Annotated in this window: 23 protein-coding genes, 1 pseudogene and 2 riboswitches; of the genes and pseudogenes, 17 read left to right on the forward strand and 7 right to left on the reverse strand. The window is 36.8% G+C overall.

The features are described from left to right. From PGC35_RS05240 to PGC35_RS05250, 3 genes are all read left to right on the forward strand, one after another. Complete coding sequence (locus tag PGC35_RS05240) at positions 1–687, forward strand: response regulator transcription factor (RefSeq protein WP_053590941.1); 687 nt, start codon at positions 1–3, stop codon at positions 685–687. A 168-nt stretch (positions 688–855) separates the two neighbouring features. Continuing rightward, a complete protein-coding gene (locus tag PGC35_RS05245) occupies positions 856–1,590 on the forward strand; it encodes an ankyrin repeat domain-containing protein (protein WP_483880162.1) in 735 nt (244 codons plus the stop codon). Positions 1,591–1,614: 24 nt separating this feature from the next. Continuing rightward, positions 1,615–2,697: a hypothetical protein gene (locus PGC35_RS05250; protein ID WP_375218422.1), complete on the forward strand. Its 1,083-nt coding sequence runs from the start codon at positions 1,615–1,617 to the stop codon at positions 2,695–2,697. A 49-nt stretch (positions 2,698–2,746) separates the two neighbouring features. Here PGC35_RS05250 and PGC35_RS05255 read toward each other — a convergent pair whose 3' ends face one another. Continuing rightward, entirely contained in the window at positions 2,747–3,706 is a 960-nt protein-coding gene (locus tag PGC35_RS05255; protein ID WP_375218423.1) for a 2-hydroxyacid dehydrogenase, read from the reverse strand. A gap of 153 nt (positions 3,707–3,859) precedes the next feature. Beyond that, a riboswitch (TPP riboswitch) is annotated at positions 3,860–3,966 on the forward strand. 79 nt (positions 3,967–4,045) lie between these two features. Between PGC35_RS05255 and PGC35_RS05260 the strand changes: the two genes are divergently transcribed. The 6 genes from PGC35_RS05260 (at position 4,046) to PGC35_RS05285 (ending at position 8,496) form a co-directional block, all read left to right on the forward strand. Beyond that, positions 4,046–4,636, forward strand: a complete 591-nt coding sequence (locus tag PGC35_RS05260) for a YkoF family thiamine/hydroxymethylpyrimidine-binding protein (RefSeq protein WP_375218424.1) — start codon at positions 4,046–4,048, stop codon at positions 4,634–4,636. After that, complete coding sequence (locus tag PGC35_RS05265) at positions 4,629–5,210, forward strand: ECF transporter S component (protein ID WP_053590945.1); 582 nt, start codon at positions 4,629–4,631, stop codon at positions 5,208–5,210. The genes PGC35_RS05260 and PGC35_RS05265 overlap by 8 nt, the downstream gene beginning before the upstream one ends. After that, on the forward strand, positions 5,197–6,573 hold the full coding sequence (locus tag PGC35_RS05270) for an ABC transporter ATP-binding protein (RefSeq protein ID WP_375218494.1): 1,377 nt from the start codon (positions 5,197–5,199) through the stop codon (positions 6,571–6,573). The genes PGC35_RS05265 and PGC35_RS05270 overlap by 14 nt, the downstream gene beginning before the upstream one ends. Next, positions 6,554–7,309 carry an energy-coupling factor transporter transmembrane component T family protein gene (locus PGC35_RS05275; protein WP_375218425.1) on the forward strand — a complete coding sequence of 252 codons (756 nt, stop codon included), beginning with the start codon at positions 6,554–6,556 and terminating at the stop codon, positions 7,307–7,309. Before PGC35_RS05270 ends, PGC35_RS05275 begins: the two co-directional genes overlap by 20 nt. Positions 7,310–7,389: 80 nt before the next feature. Beyond that, positions 7,390–7,890 (forward strand): DUF1697 domain-containing protein, encoded by a 501-nt coding sequence (locus tag PGC35_RS05280; RefSeq protein WP_375218426.1) that lies wholly within the window; start codon positions 7,390–7,392, stop codon positions 7,888–7,890. A 237-nt stretch (positions 7,891–8,127) separates the two neighbouring features. Further along, the gene (locus PGC35_RS05285) at positions 8,128–8,496 is read left to right on the forward strand and encodes a VOC family protein (RefSeq protein WP_053590949.1); all 369 of its coding nucleotides are present in this window, start codon (positions 8,128–8,130) and stop codon (positions 8,494–8,496) included. A 35-nt stretch (positions 8,497–8,531) separates the two neighbouring features. Here PGC35_RS05285 and PGC35_RS05290 read toward each other — a convergent pair whose 3' ends face one another. Continuing rightward, positions 8,532–9,728 carry a DUF418 domain-containing protein gene (locus PGC35_RS05290; RefSeq protein WP_375218427.1) on the reverse strand — a complete coding sequence of 399 codons (1,197 nt, stop codon included), beginning with the start codon at positions 9,726–9,728 and terminating at the stop codon, positions 8,532–8,534. 114 nt (positions 9,729–9,842) lie between these two features. On the opposite strand from PGC35_RS05290, the gene PGC35_RS05295 reads away from it, so the two are divergent. Both PGC35_RS05295 and PGC35_RS05300 read left to right on the forward strand, forming a co-directional pair. Continuing rightward, positions 9,843–10,547, forward strand: coding sequence for a response regulator transcription factor (locus PGC35_RS05295; protein WP_375218428.1), 705 nt, complete (start codon positions 9,843–9,845; stop codon positions 10,545–10,547). A gap of 1 nt (position 10,548) precedes the next feature. After that, entirely contained in the window at positions 10,549–12,222 is a 1,674-nt protein-coding gene (locus PGC35_RS05300; protein WP_375218429.1) for a sensor histidine kinase, read from the forward strand. A gap of 71 nt (positions 12,223–12,293) precedes the next feature. On the opposite strand, the gene PGC35_RS05305 is transcribed toward PGC35_RS05300, so the two are convergent. The 5 genes and pseudogenes from PGC35_RS05305 to PGC35_RS05325 all read right to left on the reverse strand — a co-directional run bounded on the left by PGC35_RS05305 (position 12,294) and on the right by PGC35_RS05325 (position 18,596). Further along, positions 12,294–13,331 (reverse strand): ribonucleotide-diphosphate reductase subunit beta, encoded by a 1,038-nt coding sequence (locus PGC35_RS05305; protein WP_375218430.1) that lies wholly within the window; start codon positions 13,329–13,331, stop codon positions 12,294–12,296. Positions 13,332–13,346: 15 nt separating this feature from the next. After that, positions 13,347–15,590: pseudogene (locus tag PGC35_RS05310) on the reverse strand (ribonucleoside-diphosphate reductase subunit alpha); the annotation flags it as partial. 172 nt (positions 15,591–15,762) lie between these two features. Further along, positions 15,763–15,941, reverse strand: a riboswitch (cobalamin riboswitch). 127 nt (positions 15,942–16,068) lie between these two features. Further along, complete coding sequence (locus PGC35_RS05315) at positions 16,069–16,896, reverse strand: undecaprenyl-diphosphate phosphatase (protein ID WP_053590955.1); 828 nt, start codon at positions 16,894–16,896, stop codon at positions 16,069–16,071. A gap of 9 nt (positions 16,897–16,905) precedes the next feature. After that, entirely contained in the window at positions 16,906–17,508 is a 603-nt protein-coding gene (locus tag PGC35_RS05320) for a DedA family protein (RefSeq protein WP_053590956.1), read from the reverse strand. Beyond that, the gene (locus PGC35_RS05325; protein ID WP_053590957.1) at positions 17,508–18,596 is read right to left on the reverse strand and encodes a metallophosphoesterase; all 1,089 of its coding nucleotides are present in this window, start codon (positions 18,594–18,596) and stop codon (positions 17,508–17,510) included. Before PGC35_RS05325 ends, PGC35_RS05320 begins: the two co-directional genes overlap by 1 nt. A 157-nt stretch (positions 18,597–18,753) precedes the next feature. On the opposite strand from PGC35_RS05325, the gene PGC35_RS05330 reads away from it, so the two are divergent. The 6 genes from PGC35_RS05330 to PGC35_RS05355 all read left to right on the forward strand — a co-directional run bounded on the left by PGC35_RS05330 (position 18,754) and on the right by PGC35_RS05355 (position 22,753). Next, the gene (locus tag PGC35_RS05330) at positions 18,754–19,107 is read left to right on the forward strand and encodes a lmo0954 family membrane protein (protein WP_053590958.1); all 354 of its coding nucleotides are present in this window, start codon (positions 18,754–18,756) and stop codon (positions 19,105–19,107) included. 13 nt (positions 19,108–19,120) lie between these two features. Next, a complete protein-coding gene (locus PGC35_RS05335) occupies positions 19,121–19,759 on the forward strand; it encodes a PspA/IM30 family protein (RefSeq protein ID WP_275782602.1) in 639 nt (212 codons plus the stop codon). A gap of 260 nt (positions 19,760–20,019) precedes the next feature. Beyond that, entirely contained in the window at positions 20,020–20,721 is a 702-nt protein-coding gene (liaF, locus tag PGC35_RS05340; protein ID WP_053590960.1) for a cell wall-active antibiotics response protein LiaF, read from the forward strand. Continuing rightward, entirely contained in the window at positions 20,718–21,806 is a 1,089-nt protein-coding gene (locus PGC35_RS05345) for a sensor histidine kinase (protein WP_056828893.1), read from the forward strand. Before liaF ends, PGC35_RS05345 begins: the two co-directional genes overlap by 4 nt. Further along, positions 21,781–22,422, forward strand: a complete 642-nt coding sequence (locus PGC35_RS05350; protein ID WP_375218431.1) for a response regulator — start codon at positions 21,781–21,783, stop codon at positions 22,420–22,422. The genes PGC35_RS05345 and PGC35_RS05350 overlap by 26 nt, the downstream gene beginning before the upstream one ends. Before the next feature lie 55 nt (positions 22,423–22,477). Then, entirely contained in the window at positions 22,478–22,753 is a 276-nt protein-coding gene (locus tag PGC35_RS05355; RefSeq protein ID WP_375218432.1) for a hypothetical protein, read from the forward strand. Positions 22,754–22,788 lie beyond the last annotated feature (35 nt).

The raw sequence follows: 22,788 nt of genomic DNA on the forward strand, positions 1-22,788 counted from the left end.
ATGAAAAATATTTTACTTATTGAAGATGAAGTGAGTATTGCCGAATTACAAAGAGACTATTTAGAAATAAATGATTTCAATGTAGACATTGAACATACTGGGAATGTAGGTCTTCAACGCGCCCTTAAAGGTAACTATGATTTGATAATTCTAGATATCATGCTTCCAGGGATAAATGGTTTTGATATTTGCAAGCAAATACGTGCAGTCAAGAATATCCCGATATTGCTTGTTTCCGCTAAAAAGGAAGATATCGATAAAATTCGAGGACTCGGTTTAGGAGCTGACGATTATATAACAAAACCCTTTAGCCCTAGTGAATTGGTCGCTAGAGTTAAAGCGCATTTAGCACGTTATGAACGCTTATCCGGGAGCCCAACCAAATCAAATACGATATTCATACATGGTATCTCTATCGATAAATCCTCACGAAAAGTTAATATTAATGGAGAAGATTTACCGTTTACTACAAAAGAATTTGATCTTTTAGTGTTTCTTATGATGCACCCGAACCAAGTATTGAACAAAGAGCAACTATATGAGAATATATGGGGTTTTGATTCAGCAGCAGATGTTTCTACTGTGACTGTCCATATAGGTAAACTTCGTAGCAAAATCGAAAGAGATCCTGCACACCCAAAATTATTGGAAACCGTTTGGGGGGCAGGATATCGCTTTAACGTTTAAGCGTTACTACCGTTACTTAGGTTTTAGTAACGGTTTTTTTAATTGTATTAAGAAATGTTATGAATAAGTTTATCTTTTTTTAAGAAATTATTTAGATGGATTTTAAAATCGTAGGTTAGGATGATTTTAGGCAGAAGTCTATAAAATATTTTTAAGGAGGAAAACTAAATGAGAAGTCCAACCAAGAGGAAAAGTAAGATATGGTTGGCGGTAATAACAGGGTTGGTTCTCACACTTCAAGGATGTGTATCAAATATAGGGGAAAGATCCATCAAACAAGATAGGGGAAGTGAAATCGTGGGAGAAGAAATGGAGAAAGAATTATTTCAAGCAGCTGACCGTGGAGAGATTGATAAAATTAGAAGTATTTTGAAGGATGGCGTTAATATTAATGTCCAGGATGCAAACGGACGAACTAGTATTATGATTGCAACTTATAACAACGATGTGAAGACTGCGAAGTTTCTAATTGACGCGGGTGCAGATGTCAACATTCAAGATGACATGAAAAACAATCCTTTCCTATACGCTGGCGCAGAAGGATATCTTGAAATTCTGAAGCTGACGATTGATTCTGGAGCTGATCCAAGCATTACTAATCGATATGGAGGCACTGCTTTGATTCCAGCTTCCGAACATGGATACGTAGATGTAATCGAAGAACTTTTAACACGTACTAATATTGATGTGAATCATATTAATAATCTAGGTTGGACTGCTTTATTAGAAGCAATCATTTTGAATAACGGAAATGAAACCCAACAGAAAACAATTCAATTGCTCATAGATCATGGAGCTGACGTGAACATCCCAGATAATAATCAGGTAACACCATTACAGCATGCTCGTGAAAAAGAGTTTAAAGAATTGGAACAAATTTTGTTAAAAGCAGGAGCATTATAAATTAGTTACTTAGGAGATGACAAGATGAAATCAACAAAAATATTAACACCTATACTTCTTGGATTAACGCTTGCAATAACTGGGTGTAATAATGAAGCACAAACTAAGCAAAGCAATCAAAAGCAAGAGCAACCTCAAAAGGAAACACAAAACGTCACACAAGCACAGATTACAGAATTACAACCATTAAATGCAATGACATTACAAATTACCTTCTCTCAGCCACTGTCAGAGGATGATGTTAATCCAGAAAACTTGGATACAATTAAACAAAATTTTAAATTTGATCATGATATGAGTATCGTGAATGTTCCTAGGCTAAAAATCGGGGCGGAAAGTACATATATCGTTCCTGTTACCATTCACAAACCAGGTACAACATATACATTAAGCTTTAAAGGCGGTGAAAAACAATCCTTTGAGGCAAGTGAAGAGAAAATTAATATAAGTAAAACCATGCAAGTGTCAAATGACACCATTGAAATAGAGTCTTTTAAAGAAGATGGTGTAACAGATTATGCTAATATTATTGAAGCATATCGAGCTGGTAGAGGGAATCTTTCTTTTCAAGTAGATGATGAAAACAAAGATGAAAATGGAAATCAGTATGAAGTGATTTCTTCCTTAAGAGATCGTACAGTGACAATAACATCAGATAATGGAGAAAAAATAACAGCGAAATATATTCCTTTCACGCAAGCAGCTGATGGTAGACAAGCACCCAAATTCCGTCTGCCAGAAGGGCAATCGTTAACGCCAGGTACAGAATATACGGTTACATCTGATTGGGGAGAAATCAAAAATCCAACCTTTATAGGAGAAGAATTTGCACCACTCACGATCCAATCAGCAGAAGCAATCGATGAAAAATCATTCGAACTAACATTAGATAAAGACCCAAGTATCGAGCTATTTGCAGGTCGCAGCGTCCAATTACAAGGGGAGGATGGCAGCATTGTACAAGCACAATATCGCTTCTCTTCTCGTCAAGGGGCAGTCGGAATCTTCGATATTACTGATAACACATTAAAGTCAGGAGTAAAGTACACAGTTGCACCGTTGAACAACTGGGCTACAGCCAATGATATAACTTTAATAGCCAAGTAAAACGAAATACCAGATCAAAAGCAATTACATCGCTCTGATCTGGTATTTTTTATATTACTTTATTCTTTGGCTCTTTATTCTCCAAAACAGCTGCAATATCATCTGCATTCATTTGCATCATCGCCATTCTTGTTCGAATACTCGCACTTCCAATATGCGGTAATACTGTCACGTTCGGCAACGTTAGTAAAGGATGATCTAGTGGCACCGGCTCTACTTCAAATACATCAAGGCCAGCTGCCCAAATTTTATTAGTTGTTAAAGCTTCATACAATGCTTTTTCATCGATAATGCCTCCGCGAGCCACATTAATAATTGCTGCAGTTTCCTTCATAAGATTTAGTTCACGTTCACCAATCAACCCTTTTGTTTCAGCAGTTAATGGCGTTAATAAAACGATAAAATCCGATTCTTGTAATAATGCATCGAGCTCTACATAAGTGAACCCGAATTGTTCTTCCGCTTCGATTTTACGAGAGCGATTGTGATAGAGAACTTTCATATCAAACCCTTTCGCTCGTCTCGCTACTGCCTCCCCAATACGTCCCATTCCAATAATTCCAAGTGTTGCACCAAATACATCCATTCCTGTTAACTGCATTGGTGACCATGATATCCACTTACCTGCTCGAAGATCCCGTTCTGCTTCTGTCACGCGTCGTGCAGTAGCTAGAAGTAAAGAAAACGCAAGATCTGCTGTAGTTTCAGTTAATACACCTGGTGTATTGGTCACAATTATTCCACGCTCTTTCGCTGCCTCAACGTCAATATTGTTATATCCTACCGCTAAATTACTGATTACTTTTAGGTTTGGCAAACTTTCAATTAATGCACGATCTACCTTATCGGAAAGTACTGTCCAAATCGCATGTGTATCTTTCGCTTGTGATTTTATTTCATCATAGGTCATCGAAATCTCATCACTATGCCACATCGTCACGTCAAATTTTTCTCTTAATGGGTTTACTACTTCGTCTGGTAGTTTTCGTGTTATAAATATTTTATCCAAATTAGCACCCTCCAACTATTTCTGATGGTTCAAGCATGGACGAAAGAAGGAAATTTTGCAACTACATTTACATTGATAGTTTCATAGGGTATACTGGGGGCACATAAAAAAAACAGATTGTTTTGAACAAAAATCTGTATAACTACATACCGTTTTCTGCACTGGGGGTGCCCACTATGGCTGAGATGCGAGCTTTTTGCTCCGATCCCTTATAACTCGATCAGGATAATACCTGCGTGAGGAAGTGCGGTGACTTTCCGACTTTTTTCATATTGGATAAGTGGCTGCATCTTCACGGATGTAGTCTTTTTTTATGAAAAATTTTAGGAGGTTTTTTATATGCAATGTGGTTTAAGCCCTATCGTCGGATTTCGTTTTTCTTTACATCCGATGACCAATGATTTTATTTCAGTTATTAAAGGAGCGCTTCGGGAAACGGATACATCGAATGTGTGGATGCATACAGACGATGTGTCAACTGTCATTCGCGGAAAACAGGTGCATGTGTTCAATGTCGCAAAGTCAATTACACTGCATGCAGCTAAGACAGGTGTTCACATTGCTTTATCGGGTACCTTTTCTGCTGGCTGCCCTGGAGATACTGCTGGGGATGTCTATTTAGATAAAGGAGATGAAGTTGCAAATAAAGACACGACAAAGCAATATGTGTCATCTCAATTTGCACTTTATCCGATGAATAACCCAAATTATATGGATGTGATTTATAGAGAGGTTGAGCGTGCAAAAGAACGAGGTGTTTTCAATGAATCCATGCATTATGCAAGTGGTATTCACGGGGATATTCATGATGTGTTTGCATTTTACGAAGAAACATTCACACATGCTCGCTCAGAAGAATATAAGCATTTGGTAATGACTGTTTCGATGAGTATAAATAGTCCTTCGCATGGAGGTATTTTGAATGCTTAAGTCATGGAAGTTAAAAGAGATTGTCCTTATGTCTTTATTTGCTGTTGTGTTTGGGATTGTATATTTATTATTTGTTCATATCGGTAATATTTGGTCAGGATTTATTGGTCCGATAGCATATGAGTGGATTTTTGGTATTTGGTTTATCGTATCAATCATTTGTATGTATATCATTCGTAAACCTGGTGCAGCTGTCATTTCAGAAACGATTGCAGCGGCGATTGAAGTGTTACTAGGAAATGCTGTAGGACCTCGATTAATACTTTCAGGGGTTATTCAGGGACTAGGTGCCGAAGCAGTGTTTGCCGCAACACGCTATAAACGTTTCGACCTTTGGGTACTGATGCTTGCAGGTATCGGATCATCCGTTTTCAGTTTTGTATATGGTTACTTTTTAGGAGGGTTTACTGTATTTAGCACTGGATATGTGGCTTTGATGTTCGGTATTCGAATATTAAGCGGTGCACTTATAGCTGGTGTTGGTGGTAAAGCTTTGTCGGACGGACTACTTGCTACTGGTTCGCTTAGAGGCTATGCAATTTCTCGCTCGAATAAAGGTGATGTTCGTGCATGACATAATTCAGTTTACAGATGTGAGTTTTCGTTATCCCGATGAGGACAAATGGATATTGAACAAGCTTACATTTACTATTCAAGCTGGTGAACGTGTAGTAATTACAGGTCCAAGTGGTTGTGGAAAGACGACATTACTTTATTTATGTAATCGCTTGTTTCCTGATAATTGCGATGGAATTTTAACTGGCTCTGTTAAATTATTTGAAAAAGAAAGTACTTCATATATTCCCGGGGAAATAAATCATCGTATTGCGACTGTTTTTCAAGATCCTGATGCACAATTTTGCATGCAAACTGTAGAGGAAGAACTAGCATTCACCCTTGAAAACTTGCATGTTCCCAAGGAAGAGATGGACAAAAGAATTTGTGAAGTACTTACGCTAACTAACTTGAGTGAATTTCGACATGCTACTATTCAAAAGCTTTCTGGCGGTCAAAAACAACGCATTGCAACTGCTTGTGCACTCATCATGGAGCCTGAAGTTTTGTTGCTAGACGAACCAATCTCTCATTTAGATCCATATGCTGCGAAAAAATATGTTGAGTGGTTGGATTGTTTACAAATGAAAAGAAAAATGACAATAGTTGCTATAGAGCATCGTTTGGATTTATGGGGAGAATTTTTTGATAGAAGTATTCCATTAATTCAAGGAAAGTCGAGTTCCCCCTTAGAAAGAAGAAAAAACAGCTTGAAAGAAGATGTATCAATAGTTGTCAGTAAAATAAAAGCTCAGCCCTTCTTAAAAGAAACCTCTTTTTCATTAAAGCAAGGGGAAATTGCTGTTTTAGCAGGTCCAAATGGTAGCGGTAAGTCCACTTTGTTGAAGGCACTGTGTCAGTTAATTCCCACTAGCGGAAAGGTGGAACCAAGTTTTTTAGGGTATGTTCCGCAATCTCCCGAGTTTTTATTTATTACGAAAAGTGTACGTGATGAAGTAGCTTATGGCGGAGGCAGTAATGCAGAAGAAATACTTACTCGATTGCAGCTCCAGTCAGTATCAGAGGCACATCCCTTTGCAGTAAGTCACGGCCAAAAGCGTAGAGTGGCTATTGCCGCGATGCTATGTGACGGACGAGAGGTTATTTTAATGGATGAACCTACATCTGGTCAGGATGCTGCAGCATTATCTGAGTTATTTCAATTAATTGATGAGCGTGCTCGTTCAGGGGCAACTTTTGTCATCGTTACACATGATATGGAATTTGCTTACTGTCTAGCCGATTCGATTTTACTTATGAACGATGGACGTTTAACGGGGAAGTTTCCAGCGAGTGATGTTTGGAAAAATGAACGTTTATTATTGGAGCACCATTTGCTTCCTCCGAAAGGATTGTTAAGTTATGAGAAATGCTTTGCATAAAATGAATCCTTCCGTGAAGTTTTTATTAATAACCGTCTGTATGTTAACGATGGCATTTTATTTTGACCCTTGGACTCCCCTTGTATTTTGGGGTGGAGTGCTTGTGCTGCAAATATTGTTTAGCCGGATTAATTGGAAGAAGTGGTCGTTATTCATGCTTCCATTTTTTATAACTGCAATCGGTTATTTCTGGACTACACTTGTTTTTTCCGAAGATCAATCGGGAATAGTTATTTGGTCATTGTGGAGTATTGAATTTACAGAAACACAATTGAATCAGGCAATGTCCTTAAGCTTTCGTGTATTAGCATTTTCTAGCTTGTCCTTAATGTTTGCGTTGACGACAAATCCTGTGACGTTTGTGTTGAGTTTGATGCAACAATTAAGACTCTCTCCTAAAATTGCTTATGGCATTATGGTAGGTTATCAGTTTTTACCGGTTTTGAAAGACGAATTTACACAGATCGGGCAAGCACATAGGTTAAGAGGGGTCGGGCGCGAGAAAAATGCCATTCAACGTTTGCTTGGCATTCGGAGAGTTTTGATTCCAATGCTTGCTGGTGCTGTTCGGAAAGCGGAACGAGCCGCTTTTGCAATGGAAGCTAGAGGTTTTACTGGTGAACGCAGAAGTAGTTATTTTCACGTAATTACCGTTGGGAAAGTAGACGCTATAATAGTTACTTTGTTTTTATTGGTATTAGTTTTAAGCTGCACAAACAAATTTTGGTTAGGTTAATCATTTTTATTATTTACTCCTACTTTTATTTAGATAAGATAAAAGTAGGAGTTTTTTATTTGAGGATGGGAGTGCTAAGAATGACATTTGTCGCTTTACTACGTGGTATTAATTTGGGTGCAAAAAATAAAGTGGATATGAAATCATTGAAGGTTCTTTTTGAAGAAATGGGTTATGAAAACGTGCGGACTTATATACAGACCGGAAATGTCATTTTTGATAATACAGCTTATGATATTCTTGAAATGGAAAGAGAGTTGTTTGAAACTTACGGCTTTGACATACCTGTTGTAATAAGGAACAAAGCAGAGTTGAAAGAGATACAACGGCACCCCATTTTCTTAAAAGAACAAGTATATGTCATGTTTTTAGCTAATGAAATATCAGATGAACAGCAAGCATTACTCGACAGCTTAATAGATGATGAATTTGTCGTATGGAATCGAAAAAATATTATTATTAGTCTTTCGAAGAATTATCATCAAACGAAATTTACGAACACCTTTTTTGAGAAGAAGCTTGGTATGGTATCTACAGCACGTAATCAAAATACAGTAAATAAAATTTTGTTGAAAATGTAGGAATTGTGGCGTTTGTGTCCGGATAAGATGGATTTCTGACCGTATAAACAAATTTCCGTCCGCATAAAAATTTTTATAACCGTATAGGACAATTTCTGACCGGATACTACAAAAATTTATGTCCACATGACGCTTATGACATAAGTTTTTCTTATACCAAATAATAATTACTATAAAATTTTCAAATGCATGTTTGGAGCATATGATGAAAGTAGAACGAAACAAGGAGGACTTGTCATGTCATTCATCTTTAAATCTATCGATCATGTTCAATTAGCTGCTCCAAAAGGTTCAGAACCAATTGCTAGACAGTTTTTTGGTGAGGTTCTAGGATTCAAAGAAATAGAAAAGCCAGAAGCTTTAAAGAAAAAAGGCGGTGTTTGGTTTGAATTTGGTAATTATCAAATTCATATAGGCATTGAGGAACCATTCGCACCAGCTAAAAAAGCACATCCTGCGTTCCAGATTGAAAATCTTGAATCATTAAAAGAGCATTTAACAAATAAAGAAATTAACTATATTGTTGATTATGATCTGCCAGGTGCAAATAGAATTTATATACACGATCCATTTGGAAACAGAATGGAGATTCTAGAGTGGATTTAACTTAAAGAATAAGAAACAAAACACCCTGGTTTTTATTAAACCGGGGTGTTTTCAAGTTCTACTCGCTTTTTCAATAATTTCCTACTTTTTCTAACTGACCCATTCCATGAAAAATTGGTCCAGATTCTCATTATTATTTCTAGCGGTCCGCGACGGAATTTTTTCAAATACAATGTACTACTTAGACATTGCACAGCAAAGATTACAAGTCCTAGAATTATACTATTTAACATTCCGATGTCTCCGAAAACTCCTAAACCGTATCCATAAAATATGGTTGTACATATAAGACTCTGTGAAATATAATTTGTTAGAGAAAGCTTTCCGACACTTTCAAAACTGCGAAATACGATAGAATTAGAAAATGAAGTAAATAGTATTGCAAATAGAGAAATATATCCTACAGAAAGAAGCTGGGCACCAAGATTTAATAAGATAGCAGACCAAGCATTTTCTTGAAGAAGTATACTACCACTTTTTAACGCAAGACCAATTGGTAAAAGTATCGCTCCGACTTTATACCATTTTTGTTCCATTCGCGGTCTGGTAAACAGGTTCCCTTTTGCTGCAGCCATCCCAAACAAAAATAGTGGTGCTGTCATAAATGGGGCTAGAATTACTATGAAAAAAATAAAGTACTTATCTTCGAATACTAGCGGATTTTCGGTATTTCGATGATGCTTAATCTCTTCATAGGTTCCGTTTTTATAAATATCATTTGTTTTAACAATATAGGAAGATAATTTTTCTACTTCTTCTTTTGTTTCTTCTAAAATTCCATAGCCCATAGCACTTGTTAAAAGGAACAAAATAACTCCCCATATAATAAGTGTTTTTTTCTTCCTGTTTATAAACATCAATAAAAAGAAACCCATAAATCCGTAAAATGCTAAAATATCTCCTTCCCACAAAAAAGTCCCGTGCAAAATCCCAAGTGTTATTAGCAATATGAATCGTCTAATTAAATGCCATCTCACTTTTACTTCCTTATTTCTTAAAGATTCAACCATCTTAATAAGTGAATAACCAAAAAGGAAAGTAAAAATTGGCATGAAGCTACCCTCTACTGCTATTTTTATAAACTTATATGCCCATGTATCCATACCCGAGAGAGAAAAATAAGAAATTTCATCTTTTCCCCATATTCCATACTGAAATATAAGCATATTAGCTAGTAATATACCGAATAGACTAAGCCCTCTTAAACTATCAATCAATTTTACTCTTTCCATTTTAAAACAAATCCCCCTAGAATTTCGTATCACTCCTTTGTTAGTATAAAATAGAAAGCTTATGACAGAATGAAACGTACCTTAAAATATTCTTAAATTTTGGAGTGGTTATTGGTGTTAGATGCGAAAATATTAGTAGTGGATGATGAACAGGCTATCGGAGATATGGTTGATATAATTCTAAAAAAAGAAGGATTTACCCATGTTGATGTATGTACAAATTACAAAGATGCAGACTTACTCATTTCACATAATAATTATGATCTATTGATATTAGATATTATGCTCCCCGATGGAACTGGACTAGATTTAGCGAAAAAGGTCCGCACAAAATCAGATGCACCAATCTTTTTTTTAACAGCAAAAGCAAATGATGCAGATAAGCTTCGTGGTTTCATGTACGGAGCAGATGATTATATTACCAAACCATTTAATCCAATGGAACTCGCAGCTCGCGTAAAAGTGCAGATGAAACGGTATACCTCCTCCTTCTTCAAGCCTTTATCGAAGAAAGTGTTTGACTTTGGTAGGTTCCAATTGAACGTAGCAGCAGCTGAATTGACTGTAGCAGAAGATACTTCTGTTTTAAGCGGAAAACTTTTTCATTTACTCCAATTCTTTTGCGAACATCCTGGGCAGGTCCTTTCAAAAGAACAAATTTATTCTCAAGTATGGGGAGAAGAGCATTTTATTGATGATAACACGATAATGGTTCATGTCCGAAAGCTACGAGAAAAAATTGAAGTTAACCCAGGTAATCCTCAACTTATTTTAACTATCCGTGGAGTCGGATACAAACTCATTAGTAAGGAGAATTAGTATGAGTTTATCAGGGAAAATGACTACACGATTTTTAGCATATTTTGTTATCTTTTATAGTGTATTACTTATTGTGTCTATCGGACTGATAGTATATTTTGTTTATGATCTTATGGAGAGCAATAGTTACTCTGATATTCGTGAATTAGATGCATTTGAACTTGAGTCCGATTTTACCAAGGATTCAAATGGGGTCTATCATTTATCTCAAAAGTTAATAGATTCAGCGCATGAAAATACAGGACTTGTTCAATTAATCAACAAGAATGGCAAAGTCCTTGCTAGTTCAGAAAATAACAGTAATTGCTGTGAAAGCTACACTTTATCACAATTTGTAGCAATGACAAAAACTAAAGAGGCTTTTGTTTGGGAACAAGGCGATGGCTTATATATAGTATTTATCGAAAAACATCCTGCCACACAGTTATTATCTATGATAGTTCAAGAAAATATCGGAAGTTTATCGCATGAAACCAAAAAGCAACTAGAGGATGCAGACGCAAGCCTAGAAATCTATACGACAGAAGGTAGACGAAAACAAGTTGTTTATGGTGAAAAAAAACAAGCACTCAGTGGGATTGAAATACTCGCTAGTTCCCATAACTATTCTGAAAGAAAAGAAGTTGTTGCTTCTGAAATACTTGAAGATGGTACCATCGCTGTCGTCCGAATGAATAATTCAAATTATTATCCCTTTGAACCCGCATTTTTAGATGGGATGAAAAAGTTTGGAATAGGACTTCTTTTATTTCACCTCATTCTTTTTTTCTTTACTATTTTATTCTCTTTTTGGATTGGGAATCGCTTTGGCCGACCTGTTTTATTTTTTCTTAAACGTATTGAAAAGTTAGCCGAGCAAGACTATAAACCTTTAGATGATCGTAGATTAAGAACTAAAAAGACCGGACGTTTTAAACGAAAATATCGTGTATACGAAGACATTGATCGATCACTTTCCAGATTAGCAAATACGTTAGAAGCTAACGAGCGAAAAATAAAGCAGACTGAAAAGTTACGCGAAGATTGGATTACTGGTTTGTCACATGATTTAAAAACACCACTTAGTTCTATTTATGGATATTCCACTATGCTTGCTTCCGATGATTATGACTGGTCAAATCTAGAAGTTAAAAATTTTGCAAAGACTATGCAAGAGAAGTCGAACTATATGGATGCTTTAATAGAAGATTTAACATACACGTATCAATTAAAAAATAATGCAATTGCTATCAATAAAGTCGATGTGAATCTTTTAATTTTTCTTAAGATGTATGTTAAAAATTCTGTTTGGAGAGATATACAAGACCCCCAAGGAGACAAACATGCACATGTTTTAATTGATCCAAAATTATTTGAAAGAGTTCTCGATAATTTAGCCGGAAATGCAGTAAAGCATACCCCTAAAGGAACAAAAGTATATTTAAAAGTAGACCAAATGAAAGACACTGTCCAATTAACTATTTGGGATGAAGGAAACGGAATTCCAAAGGAAGAGCTTGAAAGCCTGTTCGACCGCTACTATCGTGGAACAAATACCACTTCGGAAATATCAGGAACCGGGTTAGGACTAGCTATAACGAAACAGCTTGTGGAGGCACACGATGGACACATACATGTAGAGTCAAGTGACAAAGGAACAATTGTAACAATCATACTGCCCTCTTCTGTAAGTTAGTTAGAAAACTAAAAACATCTATCAATCAAAAATGATTGATAGATGCTTTTTTGATAAAACTAAAACCGTTCTTATAAGTCATCAAATCCGTTATCTTGCACATTTACCTTCACATATTGGCGAGATTTTTGTTCAAAAAAGTCGGTTTTTCCTAAATCAACTTCTTCATAAGCTTTGATCCACTTTAAAGGATTTTTGCGATATTCGGGGAATGGACGGTCATAGCCTAACTGATTGCATCGTACATTTGCGTAAAAATAAATATATTCTTCCACGTCCTCTATATCTAAACCGTCTATTTTATCACCGATTACCTCACGTGCCCAGTCGACCTCGAGCTGTGCTGCTTCTCGGAAAATCTCCTCCACTTCACTCGCACGCTCAGGAGTATCAAATTGTGGATACTCTGTTAATAACTCTTTATAAATCTTTACGAATAAGTCAACATGCAACTGTTCATCCCTATTTATATAGTTAATCATTGTGCTCGTAGCGACCATCTTTTGATGTCTGGCAAGATGATAGAAAAATGAGAAGCCTGAATAGAAAAACAACCCCTCTAATATGACATCATATACAACAGAGCGTAGTAAGTTATCCACATCCGGCTGCTCTGCGAATTCTTCATACCCTTTTAAAACGAAGTTATTTCGCTTTTGCAAAACAGGCTCTGTGCGCCAGAAATCAAATACACGGTTTTGCTCATCTTTGGAAACTAAGCTAGAAAGCACATATGAATACGAATGATTATGAATCACTTCCTGCTGTGCTAGAATAATCATTAATGCATTCAAGCTAGAATCAGTCAAAAAGTCTGCTACTTTTCCTGCAAAGTCTGTTTGCACACTGTCTAAAAGGGCAAGCAAACCAATTATTTTCAAGAATGCTTCTCGCTCATTATCTGTTAGCCCCGAAAATTGCTTAATATCATTGCTCATATTAATTTCAAAAGGGGTCCAAAAATTACCGAGCATTTTTTTATATTTTGGATATGCCCAATTAAATCGTACATCGTCCCAATTTAATATATTGGAACTTTGGCCGTTCACGATACTAGTAGAACGGTTTGGCGCTTCTTTATCCATTAATTTTCTTTTTTCTAACTGCATATTAGCTTTTCCTCCTTAGCTTGAACAAGAATCACAATCGACTAGTTCTACAGAAGTTGATCGAACGTAATAAGTTGTTTTCAGCCCGCTATTCCACGCATCTAAGTGTAAATCAAGTAATTCTTTTGCTTTTATTGTGTTTTGAACATATAAATTTAACGAAACACCTTGGTCAATATGGCGTTGACGTGCAGCATTTTGTTTTAAAGTCCAGTGTTGATCAATAAAGTAAGCTGATTTATAAAACCACGTAGTCTCTGAATTTAAATCTGGTACAGTAACTGGAATTTTGTAATCTTTCTTCTCTTCGGAGTAAAACTTTTGAAAGATAGGATCTATGCTCGCCGTGCTTCCTGCTAAAATGGAAGTAGACGAGTTAGGTGCAACCGCCATTAAATAGCCGTTTCGGATTCCATTTTCAGCGACTTCCTTACGCAGTTCATTCCATTCTTGTCCCTCGTATTGTCGTTTTTCAAAATAGGCTCCAGTTTGCCAATCTGACCCTTCGAATAAAGGATAAGCGCCTTTCTCTTTCGCCAATTCGGCAGAAGCTTGAATCGTTAAGAAAGCAACCTTTTCATAAAGTTTATCAGCAAATTCAACTGCTTCATCTGACTCCCAGCGGATACTATTTAGAGCAAGCAAATGATGCCACCCAAATGTACCAAGGCCAATTCCTCGATAACGAGCATTTGTACGTTGCGCTTGAGGTACCGGAATCATATTTAAATCAATTACATTATCGAGCATACGCACTTGGATCTTTATCAAACGCTCCAATACATTTTCTGGAACCGCTCGTCCTAGATTAATAGAAGATAAATTACAAACTACAAAATCCCCCGCTTTACGTTTTGTCACAATCACATCGTCTTCTAATTGAATGGATTCAAAAGAGGTAGCACTTTGATTTTGAAAAATTTCTGTACATAGATTACTACTATAAACCATTCCTTCATGCTTGTTTGGGTTACTACGATTTACTTCATCTCGGTAAAACATAAATGGTACTCCTGTTTCCAACTGGGAACGCATAATACGTTTTATCAAGTCTATTGCTGGAACAGTTTCGCGTGATAATCGATAATCATTCACACATTCCTCGTATTTTTCTCGGAAAGAACCTTCGCCACGTTTCTCATCGTAGAAATCCTCTAGGGAATAGCCTTTTAATTGTCGTACTTCATGCGGGTCAAATAGGTGCCACTCTTCTCGTGCGTCTACTTTCTCCATAAATAAATCCGGTAAGCATACCCCTGTAAAGATATCGTGTGCACGAAGACGCTCATCTCCATTGTTCAAGCGTAAATCTAAAAATGTAAAAATGTCTTTATGCCAAACATCTAAGTAAACAGCAATCGCACCTTGACGCTGACCAAGCTGATCCACACTAACTGCCGTATTGTTTAATTGCTTGATCCATGGAAGTACACCACTAGATGCGCCTATAAAACCTCGAATAGACGATCCTCGACTTCGCACTTTCCCCATATATACTCCGATTCCGCCACCGAATTTAGAAAGGGTCGCTACGTCTGTGTTACTGTCGTATATCCCTTGAAGACTGTCATCAACCGTATCAATAAAACAGCTAGATAACTGTCCATGTGGCTTTCCAGCATTTGAAAGTGTTGGTGTTGCTACAGTCATATAAAGGTTACTCATTGCCCAATATGCTTCTTTTATTTTGCCAATTCTATTTTCTTTTTCTTCTTTCATTAGCGTCATTGCAATGATTAGCCAACGTTCTTGTGGAAGTTCAACAATTGATTTATCAAAGTCCCTTGCGACATAACGATCAAGTAAAGTTTTAACACCAATATATGTAAATAAAAAATCTCTCTCTGGAACAATTATTTCTGCTAACTGTTGTAATTCATCAAACGAATAGGCTTCCGTCAAACTAATGTCGTAAATTCCATTAGCAGCTTGAAGTTGTACATTGCTAGCAAATTTACTGTAAACATTATTAGATGTTGTTTTTCTTTGACTAGCGACTTGTTCATATACATGTGCCAAATGAATGCGCGCCGCAACAAAAGTCCAATACGTTTCTTGCTCATCTAAAAAACTTAATGCTTCCAAAGACATCGACTTAGACCAAGCAGAGGTGTTACCCTCCGGATTCTTCTTCATCCATCTTTCATGTGATTTAATGAGTGGTGCCATATTGTCTTCTCCGAATTCTTTTACTAAATGGTGGAGTACCTCCTGTTTTTCTGTAAAGGTAATTGATGTCATTTTATTTCCTCCTTGTTTTGATTATGGGTTCTGCTGGAGTGATAGTTGCTTAAGGACACAAAAAAGCGATGTCCCAAGCCTCTTCGGCTGAGTCATCGCTCACATTAAAAAAGTAGGAAACAACAAGACATCTAAAAATTAATTGAGATAGAGTCCTTCGCCCCCACCTCTCAACCCCCGAAGAAAGTGTTGCTTCACCGATGAAAAGGCAGGTCTACTGGCTCATGCTTCACCCTCCTGTCGACCTTCCCACGATTTCTCGCAGTGGCTATTTCAACAGTCGTCCACACTTACAGTTGCGGGGACAGCTTCGGCATTTCACCGAATTCCCTTTTAAACCATAAAGGTACCTAATTATCGTTCAAATACTATATGTTGTGTTATATTCACTTATATACCCTATCATATTGTGTTTAAACTTGTACATAGGAATAAAGTACGTGTCTTTCTTTAGTCATAATAAAAGGGCAGACAATTCAAAATGTCTGCCCTTTTATTACATAAATACGATAACTGCTAAAATTGCTGCTATCACTAAACGATAGATTGCAAATGGCATTAATTTGATACGAGAAATTAGTTTTAAGAAAAATTTGATGGAAATTAGCGCAAATACAAATGCACTGATAAAGCCTGCTGCATAAAAGCCCATATCCCCCATATTAATCTCTTCCCAGTTTTTTACCACAGACACTAGACTAGCCCCTGCCATAATTGGAACAGCCATGATGAATGTAAAATCTGCTGCTGTTTTATGATCCATCCCAAACAATACCCCACCGGAAATAGTTGCACCTGAGCGAGAGAATCCTGGCCATAAAGACAGACATTGTACTAATCCCACTTTAAATGCCTTAGCATACGTAATTTGATCCAAGCTATTGATAGACGGTTTTTTCGGACCAAATTTATCCGCAATAATCATAAAAATAGAACCTGCAACTAGACTGTATATAACTGTTTCTACGCCAAATAAATTTTCATCAATAAAATCTTCTAATAATACTCCTAATACTCCTGCAGGAATTATACCAACGATTACATGTAGTAAATTAAAACGCTTGCTCGAATTTTCGCTTTCTATCTTATATAATCCTACTAAACTAAATAATCGTTTCCACATAACAACCACTACAGCTAAAATAGAACCAAGCTGAACGACAATTTTAAATGTATTCGCAGAATACTGACCTAAAAATTCTTCCGTTTTCAACCACATATCATCAACAATAATCATATGCCCTGTAGAAGAAACAGGAGCAAACTCTGTCATACCCTCAACAAACCCTAATATAATCGCTTTTAATAATTCTAGAAATTCCATAAGATCTCCTTAGTCACGTTTTTTAAAATACCAAACAAGAAATGCAATACCTACTATCGCTAAGATAATATACACTATGTTCGAGTAGATATCCATATACCCTACTATTTCATCCCAATTCTCTCCGACTGCTGCTCCTATTGATACTAACACTGTGTTCCATATCAAAGTTCCTAATGTCGTAAACCAGAGGAATAAGCCAAACTTCATATTAGACATCCCTGCTGGAATGGATATTAAACTTCTAACAAGTGGCACGAGTCTACCGAAAAAGACTGCCCAAACACCATATTTATCAAACCATGCATCTGCTTTATGAATGTCTTTAATAGTCAGTCTTAAAATTTTTCCGTACTTCTGTACAATCTTCTCTAAACGTTCTACGTCTAAAAGTGAGCCAATCCAATATAAAAGAGCTGCTCCAACAACGGACCCTGAAGTAGATGCAATAATAATTCCAAGCTTTGTCATTGTTGTTGTTGTAGTCATAAACCCACCGAGCGTTAAAATCACCTCTGATGGGATTGGAGGGAAGATATTTTCAATTAATATTAAGAAAAATACACCAAAATAACCGTACTGACTAAGCCAGTCCGAAATCCATGCTTCCATTATTTGTTCACGTCCTCTAGCTTAATGTTTACTGCCCATAATTCCGATTGACTACCTAAGCGAATAGGCGGACCCCAAAATCCAAAACCGGATGATACAATCGCATGCAAGCTTCCTTTTTGTTTATACCCATAATCTAGCTCAAATACCTTTCTCGTAATAAGATGATTTGGCCACATTTGTCCTCTATGCGTATGACCTGAAACATGAAAATCTACCCCTTCCGTTTCAGGTATCAATAAATTCGAAGGTGTATGATCCATAACAAACCAAGGAAGATTATCTTTTTCGGGACGTAATTCAGAAAGCTGCTTTCTTTCTCTATTCGTCAAATCTTCTCTACCAGTTAAATAGAACGATTCTGCCAACACAATAGTTTCATCTAACAACATATGTACATTAGACGCTTCCATTTCTTCTACTAATAGAGGAATTTTCTTACCATAGTATTCATGATTGCCGAGTACCCCATATACACCATACGTAGAAGTTAGCTGCTTCATCACTTCTGACATACCTTTTTTTACAAACCAAATAGGATCGTCATCAACTAAATCACCAACTAGTAAGATTAAATCAGGCTGCTCTTCGTTTGCTTTTTTCACAAACCTTTTTAAATGCGCCTTATTGGATAATAAACCAAGATGGAAATCTGAAGCAACTACTACTTTAAGCTTGTCCAACTTGGAATCCTTTTTGGGTAATTTAATAGATAGCTCACGAACAACTGGTGTAAATGCATTGAATGTACCAAACGCAAAAATGAAAACAAATAAGAATAAGATTATCCAACCAATTAATTTTACCTGCTCTGGATATACCCAAGTTAAAATTGTTCCAATCGGAAATAGAATTAGCCCATACTCCATAATTATCATCCAGTAGGATCCCGCAATACTAAATAGCCGCAAGCTATGATTGATTCTACCAATAAGAAACCCATAAGCAATAAGTACCCAGACTATACCGAAATACCACTTATTTATAGGAAAGAATGTTTCTAACCAGCTAGAAACTACCCATCCAAAATAAAACACTATAGCAGAATACAGGAGAATAGCTATTACAGCACCAGTAATTCTTTTCATATTCAGTTCTCCAATTTATGTATTTTCCATTAGTATAGCAGATTATGTCTTAGTATTACTAAGTCTCCAGACCGATATGAAAATCATGTTCTAGCCCGTTTGGATAAGTTAGCGGAATTGATAAGCTATAAATACAAACGAGAGGAGGAACAATCACATGAAAAAATTTGGTTTATTAGTACTTGGTATTATCGCAGGGGTTGTAGCAGTTGCAAACTTAGGGAGTTTATTAGGTTTAGCAGTTTCTGCTTTGATCGTCTACGCAGGGATACATTTTTACCTTAAAAGCGATTCTACGTTTTTGAAAATCTTTTGGGCAAGTGTAGGAATCGTAGGATTACTTTCGGCAGTTGCAAACGTGCCTGGTTTCTTCGGAATTTTAGCAATCGTAGGTGTTTGGTACGTTATTAAAAAATGGAATAACGAACCCGTTAGCTTTTCAGCACCAGCTGTAAAATCTGATGACCCATTTGTAAATTTCGAAAAACAATGGAACGAACTTTCAAAATAAGGAGGAAAATAACATGACATCATTATTAAAAAGATTGAAATACTCGGTAGAGGCTGACTTACACAAGTTGTTTGATAAAAAAGAGGAAAAAAATCCAATTGCAATGTTGAATCAATATATTCGCGAAGCGGAAAAACAAACAGAGCAAACAGGTAAATGGTTAGAACGCCAAGGAAAATTAAAACAAGAACTTGAAAAAGAACTTGAAGAAACATTGCAAATGGTTGAAAAACGTAAGCATCAAGTAGAGCTAGCTACAGCAAGCGGCGAGGAAGACTTAGCTGCTTTTGCTCAAGCCGAATTAAATGCATATAGCGAAAGAACTTCCGTTTTACAAAATAGCATTCAACAAACAACTGAAGAGCTTTTCGGTTTAGAACGTAAATACGAAGAAATGAAACATAAAATTAAAGATATGAAGGTTCGTCAATTACAATTGATGGGCAAAGAAAACGTAACCCGCGCTCATCATCAAATGGATCGCATTCTACAACCAGAACAAAAAGAAAAAAACTTTGGCACGTTCCAAGAAATGGAACAATACATTGAACGACTTGGTCAAAAGATAGAAAAGGAACATGAAATAACTTCTATGGAACAACGTCTTGAAATGTTAGAAAAAAATGCACAACCAAAGACTGAAATTGTGTAAACTATAAGAAAAGCATAAGGCGCCTATTTAGTGGCGACAGAGTATCTCTGTGACGAGCTTCGCGCAGGAGCAAGCAAATGACAATTTCCGAGGAGGCAGTTCTTCAGCCACTAAAGGAAATTGTCATTTGACCTCAAGCGGCTGGTGCCTGGAGATTAGACAATTACTTTGTAGAATAGTTTTACTTTCTTGTTTAATATATAAGAGGGGAAGAAATCTTCTCCTCTTATCTCACTATGCGAAGAAGGAGGAATACTCAAATGAAAGAAAATCAAACAAACAAGCTTGCTTTTATCCTCATTTGCTTTGTTTTTCTAATGTTTATTGAAGCAACAATTTTTGGAAATGGCAGCATTGTATTAGTCCTTCTTGGCATTGGGATGATTTATTTTAGCTTACGCAAACGAACTCGTTTTTTATTTTGGACGGGGTTTATCCTAATATTAATTTCTATTTTTTCTATGTGGAGTTTAAGGCTATTACTCATGGCTATTATGGCATATATACTGTATAAGCTCTGGAAAAATGAACCGATTCAACAAGTGATTCGACCATTCGATACTGTGTATAAAGAAACACCAAACAGTGTAATACAAAATAAGCTTTTTTCTTCGCAAACAACTCCTTTTAATGCCTATGAATGGCAAGATGTACATGTACAAGGCTTTTACGGAGAGCATGTTATTGATGTGACACAAACAGTTCTACCAAAGGGTACTTCCTTTATTTCCATACGCCAGTCGCTTGGAAAAGTTACCATTTATGTACCTTATGAAGTTCCAGTGAGACTCCATTACGCAACTATTATCGGAGAGGCGAATATATTTGGTCGAGGGCTTCAACGTTTGTGGAATCAATCGGTCGTATTAAAAGACGGTTATCAAGAGGATGTTAGCTATGCTTCTGAACTTGTCGTTACTGTATCGACATGGATTGGGGATATTGAGGTGATCCGTAAATGAAAATACTTTTGGGTCAAGGCTTTTCCCTCTTTATTATATTAATGGCTTTAGCAGCATTATTACTCTATGCACTGTGGGGCTGGCCAAACGATAACGCATGGTGGTCATTGCTAGAGACTACTTACGCAGAAGTACCATTAGGCGCTTGGATTATCATCATACTAGCGTTTATGAGTTTTAGTTTTTCTTTGAATACTCTTCAAAAGGTTCGTGACCAGGAGAAGAAAATAGAATCTAGCTTGAGACCTTTATTAGAAGCAGAAACGTCCCTACCAAACAATAAAAAGTTCTCATATTCGAAAAGATTACATGTCACAACCAATCAATTAGAGCAGCTCATTTTGACCCAGCGGAAAACCTTGCAGCGTATTACAAATGAAAAAGCAGAAGCACAAGATAAGCTTATTCAGGAACGAATCGTACAAGAAAGACAACGCTTGGCTAGGGAGCTGCATGATTCGGTTTCACAACAATTATTTGCAGCGTCTATGCTTCTTTCAACGATGGTGGAAATAGAGGAGTCGCAGAATGGGGAAGCTCCTAAAAATTTATTGCAAACAGAAAAAATAGTTCAACAAGCTCAGTTAGAAATGCGAGCCTTACTGCTCCACCTTCGTCCAGCAGCACTACACGATAAAACGCTTAAGCAAGGAATGGAAGAACTATTACTAGAGCTCCAACAGAAAGTTTTTTTTACCATTCGATATCGCTTAGAAGAGGTCTCATTACCAAAAGGCGCAGAGGACCATTTATTTCGAATTGCACAGGAAACCTTATCCAATACGTTACGACATGCAAAGGCTACGGAAGTCGATATTTTATTCGTAGAACGTGACAATCTAGCAATTTTTCGAGTGCAAGATAATGGGGTTGGCTTTGAGATGGCGGATGCTAAAACAGGCTCATATGGCTTAGAGAATGTCAAAGAAAGAGCTGTTGAAATTGGTGCTACGTGCAAAGTTGTTTCCGTTCCGTCGCAAGGAACAATTGTCGAAGTGAAGCTTCCAATCGAGAAAAACTTAGAGCTAGTTGGAACAGTGAAGAGAGAGGAGCATAAAGATGATTCGAATATTGTTAGCGGATGACCATGAAATGGTTCGTATTGGTGTGTCTGCTTATTTACAGGCTCAGCCCGATATGGAAGTGGTAGCAGAAGCTACGAACGGTCAAGAAGCTGTTGATATGGCACTTGCGCATAAACCGGATATTATATTAATGGATATGGTTATGCCTATCTTGAATGGTGCCGAAGCTACACGTGAGATTGTGCGACAATGGCCAGAAGCAAAAGTAATGATTGTTACGAGTTTTATCGATGATGATAAAGTGTATCCAGCACTTGAAGCAGGAGCCATCAGCTATTTGTTAAAGACTTCCAAAGCATCTCACATAGCTGAATCTATTCGCAAAACGTTAAACGGTGATGCAGTATTAGAGCCAGAAGTGACAAACAAAATGATGAAGCGAATGCGCCAAGGTTCCGAACAAGCACTGCACGAAGACTTGACCGATCGAGAGCTCGAAGTTTTACTGCTTATGGCAGAAGGCAAAACAAATCAAGACATAGCGGACTCTCTCTATATTGCATTGAAAACAGCAAAAACACATGTGAGCAATATTTTATCGAAGCTAGAAGTAAGTGATCGAACACAAGCGGTCATTTATGCATTCGAGCATCAACTCGTGAAGTCCAAAAAATAACGTATGCGAGTTTTTTATCATATGCTAATGGAAAGACGGAGTAAAGGATGTTTGTGTGTATATTCCTGAAGATCCAAATAACGAAAATGAAATCCCAACTAGCGCCACTGTTGAATTTATTGGGACTGTCGTTCTCACACTAGGGTATGTGATCGTAGCTATTGCAGAAGGTATTGCTTTATCAGAACTGGCTCAAGCTAAAGAGAAAGAAGAACAAGAAGCTAAATTAGTAAATCAATCTAGCCAAGAACAAAAGGAACAGCTTTCCGACATACAGAGTAAGTTAGACTATCTAGTGAATGAAATAGAAATGTTAAAGAAAAAGGGATAACCAATAGGTATCTCCTTTTTTACATGGAAAGAGGA

This window comes from Psychrobacillus sp. PGGUH221 (assembly GCF_042055255.1).
Classification (GTDB): Bacteria; Bacillota; Bacilli; order Bacillales_A; family Planococcaceae; genus Psychrobacillus.

Excerpts from the sequence above, each read along its gene's own strand:
- PGC35_RS05240 (WP_053590941.1), top strand. The coding sequence starts at position 1 with ATGAAAAATATTTTACTTATTGAAGATGAAGTGAGTATTGCCGAATTA.
- PGC35_RS05245 (WP_483880162.1), top strand. The coding sequence starts at position 856 with ATGAGAAGTCCAACCAAGAGGAAAAGTAAGATATGGTTGGCGGTAATA.
- PGC35_RS05250 (WP_375218422.1), top strand. The coding sequence starts at position 1,615 with ATGAAATCAACAAAAATATTAACACCTATACTTCTTGGATTAACGCTT.
- PGC35_RS05260 (WP_375218424.1), top strand. The coding sequence starts at position 4,046 with ATGCAATGTGGTTTAAGCCCTATCGTCGGATTTCGTTTTTCTTTACAT.
- PGC35_RS05265 (WP_053590945.1), top strand. The coding sequence starts at position 4,629 with ATGCTTAAGTCATGGAAGTTAAAAGAGATTGTCCTTATGTCTTTATTT.
- PGC35_RS05270 (WP_375218494.1), top strand. The coding sequence starts at position 5,197 with ATGTTCGTGCATGACATAATTCAGTTTACAGATGTGAGTTTTCGTTAT.
- PGC35_RS05275 (WP_375218425.1), top strand. The coding sequence starts at position 6,554 with ATGAGAAATGCTTTGCATAAAATGAATCCTTCCGTGAAGTTTTTATTA.
- PGC35_RS05280 (WP_375218426.1), top strand. The coding sequence starts at position 7,390 with ATGACATTTGTCGCTTTACTACGTGGTATTAATTTGGGTGCAAAAAAT.
- PGC35_RS05285 (WP_053590949.1), top strand. The coding sequence starts at position 8,128 with ATGTCATTCATCTTTAAATCTATCGATCATGTTCAATTAGCTGCTCCA.
- PGC35_RS05290 (WP_375218427.1), bottom strand. The coding sequence starts at position 9,728 with ATGGAAAGAGTAAAATTGATTGATAGTTTAAGAGGGCTTAGTCTATTC.
- PGC35_RS05300 (WP_375218429.1), top strand. The coding sequence starts at position 10,549 with ATGAGTTTATCAGGGAAAATGACTACACGATTTTTAGCATATTTTGTT.
- PGC35_RS05305 (WP_375218430.1), bottom strand. The coding sequence starts at position 13,331 with ATGCAGTTAGAAAAAAGAAAATTAATGGATAAAGAAGCGCCAAACCGT.
- PGC35_RS05315 (WP_053590955.1), bottom strand. The coding sequence starts at position 16,896 with ATGGAATTTCTAGAATTATTAAAAGCGATTATATTAGGGTTTGTTGAG.
- PGC35_RS05320 (WP_053590956.1), bottom strand. The coding sequence starts at position 17,508 with ATGGAAGCATGGATTTCGGACTGGCTTAGTCAGTACGGTTATTTTGGT.
- PGC35_RS05325 (WP_053590957.1), bottom strand. The coding sequence starts at position 18,596 with ATGAAAAGAATTACTGGTGCTGTAATAGCTATTCTCCTGTATTCTGCT.
- PGC35_RS05330 (WP_053590958.1), top strand. The coding sequence starts at position 18,754 with ATGAAAAAATTTGGTTTATTAGTACTTGGTATTATCGCAGGGGTTGTA.
- PGC35_RS05335 (WP_275782602.1), top strand. The coding sequence starts at position 19,121 with ATGACATCATTATTAAAAAGATTGAAATACTCGGTAGAGGCTGACTTA.
- liaF (WP_053590960.1), top strand. The coding sequence starts at position 20,020 with ATGAAAGAAAATCAAACAAACAAGCTTGCTTTTATCCTCATTTGCTTT.
- PGC35_RS05345 (WP_056828893.1), top strand. The coding sequence starts at position 20,718 with ATGAAAATACTTTTGGGTCAAGGCTTTTCCCTCTTTATTATATTAATG.
- PGC35_RS05350 (WP_375218431.1), top strand. The coding sequence starts at position 21,781 with ATGATTCGAATATTGTTAGCGGATGACCATGAAATGGTTCGTATTGGT.